16 protein-coding genes are annotated in these 17,459 nt (G+C 43.9%); 8 read left to right on the top strand and 8 right to left on the bottom strand.

Going from position 1 to position 17,459, the window contains the following annotated elements; all coding sequences use genetic code 11:
• Window positions 1-60 precede the first annotated feature (60 nt).
• Window positions 61-459 carry a hypothetical protein gene (locus L4C34_RS02215; RefSeq protein WP_428787699.1) on the top strand — a complete coding sequence of 133 codons (399 nt, stop codon included), beginning with the start codon at window positions 61-63 and terminating at the stop codon, window positions 457-459.
• A gap of 51 nt (window positions 460-510) precedes the next feature.
• Here the strand turns inward: L4C34_RS02215 and L4C34_RS02210 are convergent, their stop codons facing one another.
• Both L4C34_RS02210 and L4C34_RS02205 read right to left on the bottom strand, forming a co-directional pair.
• Window positions 511-2,127: a GMC family oxidoreductase gene (locus tag L4C34_RS02210; RefSeq protein WP_428787698.1), complete on the bottom strand. Its 1,617-nt coding sequence runs from the start codon at window positions 2,125-2,127 to the stop codon at window positions 511-513.
• A 285-nt stretch (window positions 2,128-2,412) separates the two neighbouring features.
• The gene (locus L4C34_RS02205) at window positions 2,413-3,888 is read right to left on the bottom strand and encodes a coniferyl aldehyde dehydrogenase (RefSeq protein WP_428787697.1); all 1,476 of its coding nucleotides are present in this window, start codon (window positions 3,886-3,888) and stop codon (window positions 2,413-2,415) included.
• 167 nt (window positions 3,889-4,055) lie between these two features.
• Here L4C34_RS02205 and L4C34_RS02200 point away from each other — a divergent pair, with 167 nt between their 5' ends.
• Complete coding sequence (locus L4C34_RS02200) at window positions 4,056-5,102, top strand: AraC family transcriptional regulator (RefSeq protein WP_428787696.1); 1,047 nt, start codon at window positions 4,056-4,058, stop codon at window positions 5,100-5,102.
• 80 nt (window positions 5,103-5,182) lie between these two features.
• Here the strand turns inward: L4C34_RS02200 and L4C34_RS02195 are convergent, their stop codons facing one another.
• Window positions 5,183-5,791, bottom strand: coding sequence for a TetR/AcrR family transcriptional regulator (locus L4C34_RS02195; protein WP_428787695.1), 609 nt, complete (start codon window positions 5,789-5,791; stop codon window positions 5,183-5,185).
• 145 nt (window positions 5,792-5,936) lie between these two features.
• Here L4C34_RS02195 and L4C34_RS02190 point away from each other — a divergent pair, with 145 nt between their 5' ends.
• Together L4C34_RS02190 and L4C34_RS02185 are read left to right on the top strand one after the other, a co-directional pair.
• Complete coding sequence (locus L4C34_RS02190; RefSeq protein WP_428787694.1) at window positions 5,937-6,458, top strand: SRPBCC family protein; 522 nt, start codon at window positions 5,937-5,939, stop codon at window positions 6,456-6,458.
• A 369-nt stretch (window positions 6,459-6,827) separates the two neighbouring features.
• Complete coding sequence (locus tag L4C34_RS02185) at window positions 6,828-8,069, top strand: SGNH/GDSL hydrolase family protein (protein WP_428787693.1); 1,242 nt, start codon at window positions 6,828-6,830, stop codon at window positions 8,067-8,069.
• Window positions 8,070-8,226: 157 nt separating this feature from the next.
• Here the strand turns inward: L4C34_RS02185 and L4C34_RS02180 are convergent, their stop codons facing one another.
• Window positions 8,227-9,459, bottom strand: a complete 1,233-nt coding sequence (locus L4C34_RS02180) for a DUF819 family protein (protein ID WP_428787692.1) — start codon at window positions 9,457-9,459, stop codon at window positions 8,227-8,229.
• Window positions 9,460-9,849: 390 nt separating this feature from the next.
• Here L4C34_RS02180 and L4C34_RS02175 point away from each other — a divergent pair, with 390 nt between their 5' ends.
• Both L4C34_RS02175 and L4C34_RS02170 read left to right on the top strand, forming a co-directional pair.
• A complete protein-coding gene (locus L4C34_RS02175) occupies window positions 9,850-10,749 on the top strand; it encodes a lipase family alpha/beta hydrolase (RefSeq protein ID WP_428787780.1) in 900 nt (299 codons plus the stop codon).
• 3 nt (window positions 10,750-10,752) lie between these two features.
• Window positions 10,753-11,610: a lipase secretion chaperone gene (locus L4C34_RS02170; protein ID WP_428787691.1), complete on the top strand. Its 858-nt coding sequence runs from the start codon at window positions 10,753-10,755 to the stop codon at window positions 11,608-11,610.
• A 126-nt stretch (window positions 11,611-11,736) separates the two neighbouring features.
• Here L4C34_RS02170 and L4C34_RS02165 read toward each other — a convergent pair whose 3' ends face one another.
• Window positions 11,737-12,573: a substrate-binding periplasmic protein gene (locus L4C34_RS02165; RefSeq protein WP_428787690.1), complete on the bottom strand. Its 837-nt coding sequence runs from the start codon at window positions 12,571-12,573 to the stop codon at window positions 11,737-11,739.
• Window positions 12,574-12,738: 165 nt separating this feature from the next.
• Here L4C34_RS02165 and L4C34_RS02160 point away from each other — a divergent pair, with 165 nt between their 5' ends.
• Complete coding sequence (locus tag L4C34_RS02160; protein WP_428787689.1) at window positions 12,739-13,614, top strand: TIGR02285 family protein; 876 nt, start codon at window positions 12,739-12,741, stop codon at window positions 13,612-13,614.
• A 1-nt stretch (window position 13,615) separates the two neighbouring features.
• Here the strand turns inward: L4C34_RS02160 and L4C34_RS02155 are convergent, their stop codons facing one another.
• Complete coding sequence (locus tag L4C34_RS02155; protein ID WP_428787688.1) at window positions 13,616-14,539, bottom strand: LysR substrate-binding domain-containing protein; 924 nt, start codon at window positions 14,537-14,539, stop codon at window positions 13,616-13,618.
• A gap of 101 nt (window positions 14,540-14,640) precedes the next feature.
• Here L4C34_RS02155 and L4C34_RS02150 point away from each other — a divergent pair, with 101 nt between their 5' ends.
• Window positions 14,641-15,897, top strand: a complete 1,257-nt coding sequence (locus L4C34_RS02150; RefSeq protein WP_428787687.1) for a D-amino acid dehydrogenase — start codon at window positions 14,641-14,643, stop codon at window positions 15,895-15,897.
• Between the two features lie 276 nt (window positions 15,898-16,173).
• Here the strand turns inward: L4C34_RS02150 and L4C34_RS02145 are convergent, their stop codons facing one another.
• Both L4C34_RS02145 and L4C34_RS02140 read right to left on the bottom strand, forming a co-directional pair.
• A complete protein-coding gene (locus tag L4C34_RS02145; protein ID WP_428787686.1) occupies window positions 16,174-16,929 on the bottom strand; it encodes a hypothetical protein in 756 nt (251 codons plus the stop codon).
• 142 nt (window positions 16,930-17,071) lie between these two features.
• Window positions 17,072-17,446, bottom strand: a complete 375-nt coding sequence (locus tag L4C34_RS02140; RefSeq protein ID WP_428787685.1) for a hypothetical protein — start codon at window positions 17,444-17,446, stop codon at window positions 17,072-17,074.
• Window positions 17,447-17,459: the final 13 nt, after the last annotated feature.

Raw genomic sequence — 17,459 nt, 5'->3', positions numbered from 1 at the left:
ACCCGAAATTTTTCCTCCACGCTATACTCACGCATAACGGGTAGAAACGGAGAGTGTGGTATGGTCAATAAAAACATACATGGAAACTGGACAATGAGCTTCGATGACCGGTTTCTGCATTCAGAAGTAATCGGCTCAACGAACACGGAAACGAGTATGGCTTGGTTTGAGGAACTAAAACAACGGCTACTCAACTCAACAGACCAAGACACCGTTCCTTGGGTGGCTCTTGTCGACTCTCGCCGTTGGAATATCGGACCTGCAGAGCTGTGGGACGCAAACAATGTTCTAATAAAATGGTGTAGCGAGCACAATTGTATTTTTTTCGCCGTCGTCTACGCAAATAAACTTCAAGAGTTTTCAGCCAAACAAGGCATTGACCCAGAGAGTACAATGCAAATATTTTTTAATTACGATGAAGCATTAAAGGAATGCCAACATAAACTACTCAGAAAGTAACCAGCCTGTCGCCAGCCACTGATACCTGAAATCAGGTATACCCTTTCATTATTAAACCTCACTTTTAGTACGTAACGTTTGTTTGATCGCATCAGCGATTTTTTCTGCGATCATAATAGTCGGTGCATTGGTATTACCTCCTACTAGCGTTGGCATGATAGAAGCGTCAACCACTCTCAGTTGAGTCACTCCATGTACACTACCGCTACTATCAACGACGGCAAAAGGGTCATTCTGTGTCCCCATTTTACATGTCCCTACCGGGTGATACTGAGTATCGGCGCGATTGCGTATGTCTTGTTCTATGGCTAATTCATCATTAGGGTCAACTGGATAGAGTTCGTCACCACGCACTTCATCAAAGGCTTTGCTATTGAGCATCTGATGTTGCTTCTTCCACCCTCGAATCATGATCTTCATATCTTCAGAATGAGAAAAGAATTTAGGGTCGATATGTGGGGAGTCATAAGGATTAGAACTGATCAACTTAACGGTACCTGTGCTTTTAGGTCTCAACAGAGTGACATGGGAACTATAACCATGGTTAGCATGTATTTTCCGAGCGTGGTTGTCGACCACTGCGACCACAAAGACAAGCTCAAGATCAGGGACATGTACCCGATCAGAAGATCTTAAAAAAGCTATCCCTTCAGCAAAATTACTGGTCATCTTCCCTTTTCTGTGACGCCTCCACTGAGGCCAAGCTTTTCCCATTTCTGTCATCATTTTGAACGAAAAGCCAAACGTTTCTTTTTTTGCGTCGGTTTTGAAACTATGAACAAGATCAATATGATCTTGGAGGTTTTCTCCCACACCGTTGAGCTCATGCACATGCTCAATCCCGTGAGGGCTAATATCTTTTCTTGCACCGATGCCCGACAATAATAATATTTGTGGCGAGCCAAATGCGCCTGCGGACAGAATGACTTCTTTCGTACAATAAATATGGAGTTTTTTATCCTTCTTTCCATATTCAACACCTATCGCTTTCTTGTTTTCAAACAAAACCTTATGTGTGGTCGCTTTCGTGATTACAGTGAGGTTAGCGCGTGCTAAATTTGGAGTGAGGTATCCCTTTGCGGCACTACAACGCTCGCCGTTATGTTGAGTCACTTGGGTCACCATAGTACCAAACTGATTTTTGCCATTGATATCCGGATTACGGGGGATTCCAATTGACTCACAAGCGGTAAGATAGCGTTCTAACAATTCACTTGGAGAGCGCAAGTTAGCGACATTCAATGGTCCTCCTTGTCCATGGTATTGGTTGTCGTGAACTTCATTGTGTTCAGATTTTTTAAAATAAGGTAGGCACTCTTTGTAACTCCAACCTTGATTACCCAGCTCTGCCCACAAGTCATAGTCGTATCTGTGGCCTCGACAATACATCATGGCGTTAATAGAGCTAGAACCACCCAAAGTTTTACCTCGTGGCTGATACCCCTTCCGACCGTTCAGCCCTGATTGGGGTGAAGTTTCAAAACCCCAGTTATTAATTTTAGTTGGAATCATGCCAGCGCAGCCGATCGGAGTATGAATTAATGGGCTAGTATCTTTGCCACCGGCTTCTAGCAAGCACACAGTAATATTTGGGTCTTCTGTAAGCCTTGCCGCTAATACACATCCAGCAGAGCCACCGCCGACAATAATAAAATCATAACTTGTCATTATTCCTCCAGAACGTTGTCTATATAAACTTCACGCTTCAATAGTTTTCGGCTTAAATTATTCGCCTTGACGTTATTATAAAAATACAAATCAATAATAAGGTTCTTTTATTACTCTCAAAAATGTGCATAGGGCTCCATGCCCATTACTATTTGGAGAAATGGACACTATTATTAAATTAATCGAACGTTATATTTCTAGCTACAGGGTTAGTCGTTTAGAATATTATCCCTAGGTCTTAGCAATCACCAAAAACATGGATTGAGTTATCTTTTATTACCTATTCTATTTATTGTTTTTCAATGTTGGGTCCGCTTTACCGACAAAAAGCCTCATTGCCAGTTTTTGAACGATGCTGCCGTATGGTGGAGAAAATAATTGAATTGGGAACCACTCTCGCATTGTCAGTACGGACTTAGCATGACTAAGCTCTCTGAACCCTTCTTCACCATGATAATTACCCATTCCTGAGTTTCCAATGCCACCAAATGGAACCGAATGATTAAGTACATGCCAGCCCCAACCATTGATGGTGACCCCACCGCTGTGTATTTCATTGAGTAGCCTTTCCCGTTGAGACTTGTTATGACTAAATATGTAGCAAGCCAAAGGCCTTGGTCTTATTGCAATATAACGAATCACCTCATCGATAGATTGATAACTATGAACGGGAAGTAGCGGACCAAAAATCTCTTCCTGACAAATACGCATATTCGGGAGCAGTTTTGTTGCAATATAGAGCGGGGTTTTTCTTCCTTCTCCATAATCTAGACACTGAATAATTTCAGCTCCTTTTTCTCTCGCATCATCTAATAACTCATGAAAACGGCGGTACTGAGCTTCATCGACTAAGGATGTGTAATCGAGGTTCGATGATAAGTCGCGATAAACTGAAGAGTGACTTTCTTTCATTGCATCAACAAACGCACAAAGCTTTTCTTCCGGAACAAAAGCATAATCAGGTGCGATACAAATTTGCCCGGAGTTGAACCCCTTACCATGCGCGATTTTTTTTGCTGCACTGGTTACGTCATAGTCGTCACACACAATAACTGGAGACTTCCCACCAAGCTCTAACGTAACAGAAGTCAGGTTTTGTGCCGCGTTTGCCATGATTTTTTTACCACTGCTTGGCGAACCAGTAAAAATGAGGTGATCAAATGGAAGGTGTGATATCGCCATCGCTTGAGGATGACGACCATCAATCACACAAACCAAACTGGGTGGATAAATTTCACCCAGCATTTTGCTAAGCACTTGTGTTGTTTCAGGACAATTCGGTGGCATCTTTATCATGCAACGATTACCCGCCGCAAGCGCGGTAATCAATGGGCCGACAGACAAGTAAATTGGGAAATTCCACGGGCATATAATCCCAACAACACCTTTCGGCTGGTACCTTACTTCCAGTCGATTTCCTTTAAATAACCATTCCGTCGATCTGCGACGCGTCTGAACCCAACGGCCAAGATGATTAAGTACGTGGTTGATATCGAGGATGGGAGCTAAGACGTCTGCCATAATCGATTCGGTATGACTTCGTCCCCCAAAGTCTGCATCCATCGCCTCAGCCAGTAAGTCTTGGTAACGAGTTAGCTGGCGTTTCAATGCTTTTAGACGTTGTTTCCGTACAATTAAGCTAGGTTGAGGGTCTTGTTGATAGGCTAGGTTTAACGCATCAAATTGATCTTCCAGCTTCTCTTCATCAGCATATTTTGCTACGTATAAGACGTCAGACGTTGACTTTAATGCATATGTCATAATTCACTTCCCATGGATTATCTCAGCTAATTTCAACATGTTAATACTATTCAGGGAAGATTGAATACAGACAGATAGAGGTGATATTCGGACAAATATGCGAATAATGCCTCTGTAAATGATATCGAAGCCAGATATAGTTACCGTTACGATGACGAGGAGCGAACATGGAATACCAAGCAATTTATGAACCCGATACACAATCATGCGGTATTCTAGATTTACAATTACTTAACCGATGCTTAGAGCACCGTTTACCAATTGAATCGCTTCTTGATGGTAGCAATTTAGGATTACAGCAGCTTTTCGAACCAAAGATACACATTACAATGGCGCAAAAGCTCATTGTATTTAACAACGCACTGATAAAATCGAAAGAAGTTGGATTGGGGTTACATGTAGGTAATCACGCAAGATTCAGTGATTTTGGTGTACTCGGCTACGCGATACTGAGTAGTAACACTATGGTCGATGCTTTGTTCATGGGGTTTAAATACTTGAGGCTCGTAGGTCCGCTGTTAAGAAAAAAGATGTGGGTTGAAGATGGTTATGGTTATTTCCAAGCCGAGCAGATCACCGACCTGAAAGGACTACTCCCCTTCTGCTCAGAATATTGGTGTACCGCAATTAAAAGCTTGTATGAAGAAGTCATGTGCCAGCCATTTCCTTCCGTTGAAATCCACTTCCCATACAATGAACCTAAATACAGCGGACTGTATAAAGACATATTTCAATGTCCCATTACATTCAATAGTAACCGCTTAGAATGGAAGTTCGACGCTAAAAAACTGTTTGAACCTTTGCCGACAGCAAACGCTATGACGCTGAAAATGTGTTTAAGTTCTTGTGATGAGATGTTGGCTAAAGTTAGCGGCGCGCCAACATTAAAAGAAAAGATTACTCAAATGTTCATTGAACGTCCCGGACAATACCCCCCTATTGACGCGTTAGCCAAAGATCTAGGAATGTCATCTCGAACACTCCGACGCCATTTGAAAGCCGAAAATACCAGTTATCAAGCAATTCTTAACCATGTCAGGCTCCACTTAGCTCACCATTACCTCTCCTCCACCGAAATGAGCATAGAAGAGATCTCCGCCATAATCGGTTTTTCTGATAGCGCCAATTTTAGACACGCCTTTCGTCAATGGGATGGTAGTTCGCCAAGTGATTATCGAAAAAGGTCTCAGGGGGCGTTGTCACAAGATATTTGAGAACGTCTAATTCCCCCTCAATCTATGGCCCTCTCAGATAATCTCTGATTTAATCCCGTTTAGCTCCATAGAGCTCAATCTTAATGCAGTGAACCTTCTGCTCGGTAAACCTTGAGCGAGATTAAAATACTTTTCACCGCACCCCAAAGTTGTTGTTCGTCTGTGATCACTTTAGACAGGGTGTTCAAACCGATTAAGGTATTTTGTACCGCCAGAGCAAGCTGCTGGGTATCTGTGTCATTGGCAAGTTCGTCTTTTTCTACACTTTGCTCCAGAAGCTTTTCAAAGCCGCGGATGCTCTCGTGCACCAGATCTTTCAAAATTGGACCGAGATGATCGTGGCTACTAGAAAGCTCCGCTACGCTGTTAACCATCATACAACCTCTATGTCGTTCATCGCCGCTTCTTGCTTGGCAGGTCTCCTTAAATACCTGAGTCAACAACTCAAGAGGGCTTTGGCATGCCGTAACGCCTTGCAACTTAATATACGGGCTCAGTTGAAAATACCGCGCCATAACTTCAAGAAAAAGCGCATCTAAACTCTCGAACGAATGGTAAAAACTGGAACGTGTCATTCCCATTTTTTCAGAAATCGCTTTCACCGATAAACTCGAAAACCCCTTTGACCAAACCTCATTCATAGCCCAGTCGAGTACTTCATCGCGATCAAACTTTGCGGCTCTACCCATATTGCTCCCCAAAAAATTACTGTACACATGTGAACATTATGTTTATGCTACACTTAATGTACACATATGGACATTATTAGTAAAGGGCTTACGCCGTAGTTCGCTCAATGCCTAACAAAACCATCAAATAGATTTGGAGAGTAATATGACGCACCATATAACACACACAGTTAGAGCCGACGTTTCAGCAGACGAAATTTGGGAGGTATTGAGCGACTTCTCTAGCATTGAAAAAACTAGCCATTCTGTCGAAAGATCTCCTATTCTCTCCAGCGTAAAGTCTGGTGTCGGCACCAAGCGCATATGCCACTTTTATGATAGCAAAAGCGTAGTTGAAGAGATTACTCATTACCAAGAAGGTCAAAGTTTCAAAATCGTACTCAGTGAATTCTCTATGCCGATGAAACATATTGAAGCTGAGTTTAGCGTTACAAGGGTCAGTGAAACTCGTTCAGATATTTCGATGTCGATGGACTTTACGGTCAAAGGAGGCCCACTTGGCTGGTTGTTGGGCGCAACCCTGCTCAAGCCTGTTCTGACCAAAAAAGTATTAGTGAGTGAATTGCTAGGGATTGCCTACTACGCCAAAACCGGAAAATCGATTGGAAAACACATGCCCAATGAGTCAGATTTCAAAATTTCCAACGTTAACATAAGCGCTATCTAAAAAATGGACCAAGGTGTTACGGCCTCTTATCCCAACATGAGGCCATCACGACGAGGTATTAATAGTTCAAGGAAAAATCCAAGTCATGACACTCGTGATGATCCATAAAGTACCTTTCGAGCTGCAACTTAGCTGTTATACCTTCCGTATATTTAGCTAAGCCTGTAAATCTGAACTAAAGGTTGGAAAAGTCTTACTCCTCTCCCCTCTTTCTTTGAAAGATTTTTCTCTACATCATGCCGCTTTCGTGGATATTTTGTGACCGCCCACCGACATTTAATCAATCAAAGGAAATGATGTTTGACTGTAAAAAGACTCTTGTGAGATATAGATAATCTACTGAAAGGCGATATTGAAGAGAGATCGACTGTGAAATACGCATTTATCTTGGCATCAAGTCTGATAGCCCAGCCACTACTTGCTAACACTCTACCTGCAACTCCTGAAGCGGTAACATCTAGCTACGCGCAAGCTGTACAAAGTAAACAAACCTATACCTACGTAAGATGCTGGTATCGCCCTTCCGAATCTCATAATGACCCAGCAACCCAATGGCAATGGGCACAAAATCCAGATGGCAGCGACTACAGCATTAATGGCTATTGGTGGTCTTCCGTCTCGTTCAAAAACATGTTTTATACTGATGTATCACAAGCCACAATCCAAAATCGCTGCGAAGAGACCTTAGGAATCAGTCACGAAAACGCCGATATCTTGTTTTACGCGGCAGACAATCGTCTCTCCTATAATCACACCATTTGGAGCAATGACAGCAACCCGCAAGGGCACATCAACCAAATGGTGGCCTTTGGCGACAGTTTGTCTGATACCGGCAACCTGTTTAACGGATCTCAATGGACCTTCCCTAATGCCAACTCTTGGTTCTTAGGCCACTTTTCTAATGGGTTAGTGTGGACCGAGTATTTGGCCAAGAATAAGAATATTCCATTATATAATTGGGCAGTGGGCGGAGCGGCAGGAACCAATCAATACATGGCATTAACGGGCGTGTATGACCAAGTCACGTCGTACCTAACCTACATGAAGATGGCTAAACACTATGACCCAGCCCAAACGTTATTTACCTTGGAGTTTGGCCTAAACGACTTTATGAACTACGACCGTAGCCTAGAACAAGTCGAGGCAGATTTCAGTAGCGCTTTGAGCAGACTGCATGATGCAGGAGCACACAACCTCATACTGCTTACCCTACCCGATGCGACCAAAGCGCCGCAGTTTAAATATTCAACACCTGAAGAAATTGCCAAAGTCAGAGCGAATATTTTGGCGTTCAATGCTTTCATAAAAGCGCAAGCCGCCTTATATACTAAAAAAGACATGAACATCGGACTTTTCGATGCGAACACGTTGTTTAATGAAATCACCACTCACCCTAAAGATAACGGCTTTGAAAACGCCTCAGACGCCTGCCTCGATATACAGCGCAGCTCTTCATTAGATTATCTGTATAGTCACCGCTTGACCGATGAATGTGCGTACTACGGCTCAGACAAGTATGTATTTTGGGGCGTTACCCACCCAACGACCGCAACACACAAGTACATTGCCGATAAACTGATCGATACAACGCTGAAGCAGTTCGACTTTTAGAATAAAGCCAGCACTGGCCAGTGCGCAGTTGGACTGATGGACTGATGGATTGATAGAGGATTTCTTTCGATTGACGCTGGCTAGAAAAGCAATAAAGCCCTACAAACATAGGGCTTTATTGCTTTTATCTAGGCTATTTATCATCGATGGATATCGGTTAATTCACAAAACCTGCAGAGACTTGCATCAATAGACCACTAATATAAGCGCCGTACGTACCCAGGGCATACCCTAATACCGCCAGCAAAATACCAACTGGAGCCAATGAGGGGTGGAAGGCTGCCGCGACGACTGGAGCGGATGCTGCGCCGCCGACGTTAGCTTGGCTTCCCACTGCCAGAAAAAATAACGGCGCGCGAATAAGTTTTGCAACCACGATCATGAGAACAGCATGAATCGTTAACCATGTAATACCAATAAAGAAATAGCCGAGGTTATCGAAGATGGCAGTGATATCCATTTGCATACCAATTGTCGCAACTAGGATATAAATAAACGCCGAGCCTATTTTGGATGCTCCCGCATGTTCTAACTTTTTAGCAGGTTTAAAGCACGATGCTATCAAAGCAAACGTGGTAACCAATACGATTAACCAAAAGAACCCAGACGTTAAACTATATTTTGAAAGTTCAGGTGCTGTGTGCGCAATCCAAGGGGCAATCAAATCACTAAAGAAGTGTGCTAAGCCAGTTAAGCCAAAACCAATTGCGATGATTTTGATCGTATCTGTGGTAGAGATTGGGCGCGAATTCTCTTTCTCATATTTTGAGACGGTTACCTTTAACTCTTCGATTGCGGAAGTATCTGCTTTTAGCCACTTATCTACTTTCTTGTGTCTACCAGCCATAATAAGCAAAATTGCCATCCAGATGTTGGCACAGATAACATCAACCGTGATCATCGCTGAGAATAGATCGTTGTTCACGTTAAACACTTCTTTCATCGCCGCTTGGTTAGCACCACCACCAATCCAAGAACCAGCAACCGTTGTCAAACCTCGCCACACGTCTCCTTCAACCAAATTTGGGTCAAATAGATCGATGAGCAAAATAGCGATTGGTCCACCGATAATAATGCCGATGGTACCAGTGAAAAACATAATAAGTGCTTTCGGACCAAGCCCAATGATCTTTTTCAGATCAGCAGAAATGATGAGTAATACGAGTGCTGCGGGGAGTAAGTATCGGCTAGCAACAAAGTAAAGTTTTGATTCATTTGGGTTAATAAGGCCAAAACTATTCAATAATGAAGGAAGGAAATAACAAAGTAACAACCCCGGAATGAAGGTATAAAACTTTTTCCAAAATGGATTTTGACTATTTTCAGTGATAAAAACACCGCCAAGAATGACGGCTAATATGCCCATTACAACAGCATCATTTGAGATCATTAGGTACAACCTTCTTCCTAAAGAAACACCGATAATCGATGTTATCGCCCATAAAAAAAATCGACTATACACACGCGTAACATTTGTAACAAACCGAAGATGTTAAAGTTCATGTCTATATGTTTCAGTGTGTTTCTATATATTTCTATATGTGTCAGTGAATATGAATACTACTGATGTACTACTGTAGCCCTATAGAAGAGGGCTTCTGTCTAGAAAAGCAAGATGTATGCAACTTGTTAAATTACCACCAAAAAATAGATACCTGTCACCAAGATATCATTTAAACAAATACATATTCAGTAGTAGAATCGCTATCTCATCGGAGGTCAGACAAGGATAGTAATTTTGAAAGCGTTTATTTCACTCATCGTCGCCAGTTTCGCTCTAATCACCGCTCAAGCGTATGCGAAGGCTGACGTATCTGAACAAAAAGGTTACACGGAGACCAAATACCCCATCGTACTCGTCCATGGGCTGTTTGGTTTTGATACGCTTGCGGGCGTTGATTATTTTTATGGCATTCCACAAGCGCTAACGAAAAGTGGTGCTACGGTCTATGTCGCACACATATCCGCGGCCAACAGCACGGAGCTACGCGGTGAGCAACTATTGGAACAAGTTCAAGAAGTGCTCGCTGTCACCGGGGCTAAAAAAGTAAACTTAATCGGTCACAGTCACGGAGGGCCAACCGCCCGTTATGTCGCTTCAGTTGCGCCAGAGTTGGTCGCATCGGTAACCAGTATTGGTGGGGTGAATAAAGGCTCGAAAATCGCCGATTTGATACGCGGCACTATTCCTGAGGACTCGTTACCTGAGGGAGTCGTGGTAAAAATTACCGACGGCTTTTTAGCATTGCTTAACTTGTTGTCTGGCGGCAGTGGACTCCCTCAAGACCCGCTATCGGCATTAGCGGATCTCACCACCAAAGGATCGTTAGAGTTCAATAAAAAGTATCCCGAGGGCGTCCCGACCACCGCGTGTGGTGAAGGCGACTATGTGGCCGATAATGGCGTGTACTACTACTCGTGGACAGGCAGCAGCAACTTCACTAACGCACTAGACCCAAGTGATGCCTTCATCATGATTCTCGGCCTAGCGTTTGATGAACCCAATGATGGTTTGGTTGGCCACTGCAGCGCGCATCTAGGAAAAGTGATTCGAGACGATTACAAAATGAATCACTTAGATGAGATCAACGGCTTACTCGGCATCACCAATCTATTCGAAACCGCGCCAACCACGCTATATCGTCAGCACGCTAATCGATTACAACTACAAGGACTTTAAGCAATGAGAAAAGCCGCATTATCTGTCTTGTTAATTATTGGAGTTACGGGTGCGGCTCTTCTTTATCGGCACAGTACCTCAGAAAAGCAAAGCTTGCCGAAGCTAACCCAAGCCCATTCGCAACAAGACACTCACGTAGATACCAGCTCAGTTCGAGACACCTTTGAATATTTTCTCACCGAATTAGGGGAAGCCGACCTCAATACGATTAAGCAACGCTTTGATACTTTTAATCACAACGCGCACAATCAAGATGAGCTCGACCTATTCAAGCGATACATCGCTTATCGCTCGGCTCTGCAGAGTATCAACAGCAAGCACCTAGACATGCTAGATGTTCACGCTTGGCAGCAAATTGACGAACAACTGATTCAATTACAGCTCAAGTTCTTTTCACCGCAGGAACAACAACAGCTTTTCGCCGAAGAAAATCAATTACGCAGTCTGGCTCTCAAACGTTTAGAGCTAAAACAGCAAGCCGATAGCAATGACGACTTCCAACAACTCTGGCAACAAGAACTGAATGAACTACCGCCAGAACTGCAAGAAAGTTATCGAAACGCGAGCTTGCTATCCCAGCTACAGCTCACAGATTCACTGGATGACCAGCAACGTTATTTGAAGCAAGAACAACTCGTTGGGGCAGGCGCTGCCATAAGGCTAGCCGCACTTAAAGACGAACGAACAGAGTTTCAACATGATCTAGATAACTATTTTAAACAGCGCCAGTCTATTCGCTCAGAAAAAACATCCACGATTGAAGAACAGGTACAAGCAATCAATGAACTTAGACGCACGACATTTAGCGCGAATCAACTTCGTCGTGTGAAGGCGCTGGAATCTATTCATGACAAAGTCTGAGTTATAAGCGATTAGATGCCACCATACATATCTCTTGACGCTATATTGTGCGTAGCTCTTTTAAAAAGTGTTTAACACAGCATAAACGAGATTAACTGAGGCGCTGGTCGCTAGGTTCCCCGGATATCAGCAGTCGTTTTCGTACAAACTGGAGGGAGCTTTAAAAGCGGAATGTTGGCCCTTCTTATAGTTCTCAAGGAAGGTTTCGCTATAAGTATCGCGTACTTCCGCTAATTTATGCCATATCGCCTTTGCGCATTTTCTATTTGAGTAGAAAAAGTGCTGAGAAAAAGCCAAGTACAGAAAATCGTGAGTAAAGGGCTTAGGTAAGGTTTCTATTTCACTCTGCAAGCCAAGATCCGCAACCACTTGATCGCCACTTGTTTGGTTCACGACATAGCCATCAATCCGATTCAACGAGACCATCCGTATACCACGTTCCATATCTGTAATGTGGATTTTTTTATCAGGATAAACCCCCATCCCCATCAGCGTTTTTTGCGCGACATAGCCAGGAGGGGCGGCAACGCCATTTTTCACACCGGATAACACCTTGCCATCCCAGCGAAGCTTGCTACCCTTTTTCACATAGATAGGGTAAATGATCTTTATCAGGTGCAAGCTCGTATTAGCCGATTGATCGTCATTCTTAGGATACACCGACCAAGCTTCTCTCTCTTTCGCCCAAATGGCACCAAACATGCCATCCATTTCACCTCGCTTGATGCTGCGAATACAACGCTTCCAAGGAAGACGATGCAACACCGCCTCGGCCCCAGATGCATTCGCTGCTAGCTTCAGCATATCCACCATATAGCCGGGCCGATTAGGGACATCGTCAGAACCAAAGGTAAAAGGAGGATATTCCACATTTTCATAACAGATCCGCAGCTTCTTTTTTTCAGCATAAGCCGAAAGTGGTATAAGCAAAGCCAGCAACACTGCAACGATAACCGATTTCATTTTAGTCCGTAATCTTAATTCAACGAGTTTGTATTAAACAGTGTAGTCTTTCTATAAATAAGCAAGAAAACCAAGGGTGGCCAATCGTAACCGTCCCCTCGCCCAACTCGTCAACATCGTCGCTTCTTCCTATACTGAATACATGTTATAGGCTGCACGTATTTGATGATGACGAATCACTTTCTGTTCATACTCTTTCTGCCATTGGCGTTAGTCGTCACGTTCAAAGGGTACGCTAAAGAACAAATCATATGGTACGACACCAACTTTCCTCCCATGTATATCAAATCAGGCCCGTTTAAAGATCAAGGGCATATGGGCGCGGTGAATAAATTTATCATTGCTCACTTACCCATGTATACGCACAGCACGAAAACATCCAACTTTTCGCGAATACTTAAAGAGATCAAAAAGAAAGAAAATGCATGCAGCGTTGCACTATTAAAGAATCCACAAAGAGCAGAATTTACCGCTTTCTCTAAGCCCTTATACGTCTTTTTATCTAACGGCATTATCATTCCAAAAAAGTCGAAGCATAAAATTCAGCCCCATATAACTCCCAACGGCAGCGTCTCCTTGAAGACGTTACTGACCTCCAGAGAGCTCACTGTTTATATCCCGAAAGGAAGAAGGTTCGGGCAAAAAATCGATGCCTTGCTGCACGGTGATCTTGGAAAAGGCGTCGTTGTTGAACGTTCAGGAGACGGACAAGTTGAAAATATCCTAGAAATGATCAAAAGAAACCGAGTTGGCGATTTAACGATTGGCTTCCCCGTTGAAGCTAAATATCTATCACGAGGTTCAAGCAACATTAATGAGCGTGAGTTCTTATTCTACCCAATCGCAGAGATCCAAGCCTACTCTCTTGGCTATGTAGGCTGTTCTAAAAGCGCACAAGGGAAAGAAATCATCAACCGAATTAACCAAATGGCCGGTGAAGTTCGTAAAACTTACTCAGAGAATTATAGTATCTGGTTAGATGAAGAAAGCGCCATCAGCTATCGGAAAATATTAGACCAAGGTGTGTTTAACAAAAATTAGGTTAGGAATCATTGCTCGACGTTGTCGATAAAACCTGAGAGTGCAGCCATTTTGTGAAGCATCGTCCTGCTGGCGAGTGAGTATGGGCAAGAAGGAAATAGCCCGCGCCGGCACCAATTTCCGCAAACGGTGCAACCAACCTGCCACTCTCCAACTCATCTTGAATCAAGGCTTGCCGTGCTAAAGCAATACCGACTCCCGCTTCTGCCGCAGACATTGCCATATCGGTTCGATTAAAAAAATGCCCTCTATTAGGTGATATATCGACATCATTCTCTTGAGCCCATGACTGCCATTCATAGTACCTTATGGCCCCCGACCAAGGTTTAGCATCATGCAATAACGTCACCTCATGCCAAGTCTGCGCTTCGTTTGTATTAAGCCGTGTGTATTTTTCCCAGTACTGCGGACTCATCACTGGGATCAGCTTTTCTTCCATTAACAACTTCGCCTCGGGATCGCGATAAGGAATCGGCCCATAATCAATCGCAAGGTCGAAGTCTTGAGCCGTATGATCCACTAACGCCCCTTCCGCATAGGATTGAACTTGAATATCAGGGTATAAACGATGAAAGTCTTCCAGCCTTGGGATTAACCATTTCAAAGCAAACGATGGGGTAAGTTTAAGTTTGATCTCCGAAGGCGTTAGAGACGTTTCCTGTAGGCTGGCTAACACATTATCAATATCTTGAAAGCTAGCCGACGCCGTTTGGTGTAACCGCTGCCCCGCTTGGGTCAATCTCACGCCGCGTGAATGTCGCTCTAGCAATTGCACACCAAGATTGTTTTCAAGCTGAAGCAGTTGCTGGCTTATCGCGCCCGTTGTTAAACACTTTGCTTTAGCTGCACGAGTCAAACTGCCCTGCTTTCCGACCTCGACAAATGTCATCAACGCCGAGGCCATATTGCTTTTTAAATACCGCATTCCTTGCCTTTAGAAATTCTATACGCAGCTATCAATTCTTATCGATTGTTGGTGATTTGTAAAACACACAATATAGAGCTAACTAGCAAGAGGGCAACAAAATGAATGTAATCGTAATGGGAGGAGGCGTTATAGGGCTAACCAGTGCTTGGTATCTCTCTCGCTTGGGGCACAAGGTGACCGTTATCGATAGGCAAGCCGAATGTGGCAAAGAAACCAGTTTTGCCAATGCGGGCCAAATATCTTATGGCTACTCATCACCTTGGGCCGCACCCGGCATTCCGAGAAAAGCGATGTTGTGGTTGATGCAAGAACACGCACCGTTAAAAATTAAGGCCAGCTTTTCGCCATCTATGATTGCTTGGGCAAGTAAAATGCTCACAAATTGTCGCTCGTCTCATTACAACGTCAATAAATCGAGAATGCTGCGATTGGCGAACTATAGCCGAACTTGCCTGACTGAACTCAGGCTAAACACGGGCATCCAATATCAAGGTCGTCAGTTGGGCACACTGCAGGTGTTTAGAAATGCTAAACAGCTTGCCGCCATCGAAAGAGACATGGCGCTTCTTCGGAAAAATGACACCCAGTTCTCATTGTTAGATACGGCAGGCTGCATCGAGAAAGAACCGGCGCTCAAACCTGTTCAAGATAAAATTGTCGGCGGATTGCACCTGCCCAACGATGAAACCGGTGATTGCTTCCTTTTTTGTCAGCAGCTTACAGCGCTCGCCAAACAAGCTGGCGTCACCTTCCAATTCAATACGGATATTCACTCATTAACGTTAAAAGACAACGTCATCGCATCGGTGGAAACCAGCATAGGATCGCTACAAGCCGATCGTTATGTCGTCGCATGTGGGAGCTATTCGGCCAAATTGTTGGCTCCGCTAGGCGTTCAACTGCCCACCTACCCAGTCAAAGGCTACTCACTGACACTACCGATAGATAACGCTGACTATGCCCCGCAATCCACCGTGATGGATGAAGCCTATAAAGTGGCGATCACCCGCTTTGATGACCGCCTAAGAATTGCAGGCACCGCAGAGCTCACCGACTTTGACTTATCGATTCCCCAGAAAAGAAAAGCCACCATCAATCGCGTGGTAAACGAGCTGTTTCCAAAAGCTGGTAATTTTGAACGCGCCGAATATTGGACAGGTTTAAGACCAATGACCCCAGACGGCACCCCTGTCGTCGGCGAAACGCCAATCAAAAACCTGTTCACCAACACCGGCCACGGAACATTAGGCTGGACCATGGCCTGCGGCTCAGGGCAATTGCTCGCAGATATCGTGAGCGGACGGGTACCTAAAATTCAGCATGCGGATTTGGGGATGCAGCGGTATTTGATGTGAGAAGGTAAAAATGGTTTTTACGTAAGCTAGAAACCAAGTGACGGGGGGACTCCCCCATCAAAACTAATCTTGGCGACTTCCATGATGTGGGATCTACTGATCTAGTTTTTAAGCTATTTTTGGGCAAAAGTGAGTCAGTGACTTTGCTAACTTAGAAAACAACGGATTAGCTTAAGGGCTCTACTCCGCTTAAGTATGGAAACGTAACGCTCGCATTTTCGGCTGGTTTGGAGCGCAGCGGAAAACCAGTCCGACAACATGCGCTTGTTAGAACAGCTACGCGATATTTCGCACTGCATAATGCTCTGCCTTTTTGTATGAATCTTTAAGTTTTTTGGGAAGCAACGAAAGTACAGCGTCTTTAATGGCGGACTGGCCAACCTTTAAACCCTGCTGATCGCTAAGACCCCAAGTCTCATCCGAGCAGCTATTCTTTTTAGCGAAACGGAATATACCCTCAAAAAATGAACGTACTGAAGTGAAAGCTTGGTCTTTCTGCATTGCTTCAAGATTGCACACGATTGCAGAGGAGTAATCCATTGATGTTTTTCCATCCTCCTCCCTCTTAGCAGAAATAAGCAACAACTCTGTTTCTCCGCTATATTCCCATTTTGATTCGGATTCAATCTCATGAATTACATCGGAAAATGCTTTTCCGCTAAACAGCCAATCAACCCCATCTATTCTTGCCGTTGAGTCTTGATCGGAATAATGGTTCTCTGGCCAATAGGCACCATAACCCACGCAAAAGAAATCAATGGCTTCGCCTGAGCGATGATGAAAGTAGTTCAGGTGACTAACTATTTCACTTTTAGATATTGCTGATTTTGGGTGAGCTAGCAATATTCCAACGAGTTTAGAGTTGCGCTCTTCTCGAACTCTTACAGTTTGATATCGCGTTGGAGTATTCATATCTAAAGAAGTCATATAGCCCATAGTGACAATAGGCTCCTTCTTCAAATATTCCACGCGCCGAGGCAGATCAGAACCAATCCTTTTTATTATTCCACTTAATGAGTGTGCATCGTACACGATATCTCCTTGAATAGTTCTACGCCCTGCTAAGGTGTGAGCAACGCAATACCGAAGCTCCCGCACACCACCTTAAACACTAAACGCAACGCACAGTAAAAATGCCACGTGTTGCGAATCACTCTTAAACAGTTTTTATAGCTTAAGCATAAACGTGCTGCTCAACTCTTTTACCGCGGTCATCAACTGTAACTACTTCCACATATATCTGGTGATTTTTAGCCATGTAGACTTGAAGATAAAACTCTTTAAGGCAGTCTAAGGAAACATTGTGACTCGCTGCATGTTTTGGAAGCCACTCTCGGTAATAACCTATTGATTTCCTTATCCTCGGTGTAAGACGAAACAGCTCCTCAGTACGAACTGGAACCCAAGAAACCTGAACAGGCTTGCCTTTGTTCAGGCGAGCTAAAGTGTATAAATCTTCGAATACAAATGCGTCATCAACATAGTTGCACCCACCAACAAATGAGTGAGTAAAGTTGTGAGCCATTGATTTAATTAACTTATACTTCATGTTATCCCTGAGC

Origin of the sequence: Vibrio profundum, from assembly GCF_050337555.1 — a bacterium.
Taxonomy (GTDB): domain Bacteria; phylum Pseudomonadota; class Gammaproteobacteria; order Enterobacterales; family Vibrionaceae; genus Vibrio; species Vibrio profundum.
The sequence above is the reverse complement of the archived record's forward strand: the minus strand, read 5'-3'. Positions and strand labels throughout refer to the sequence as shown.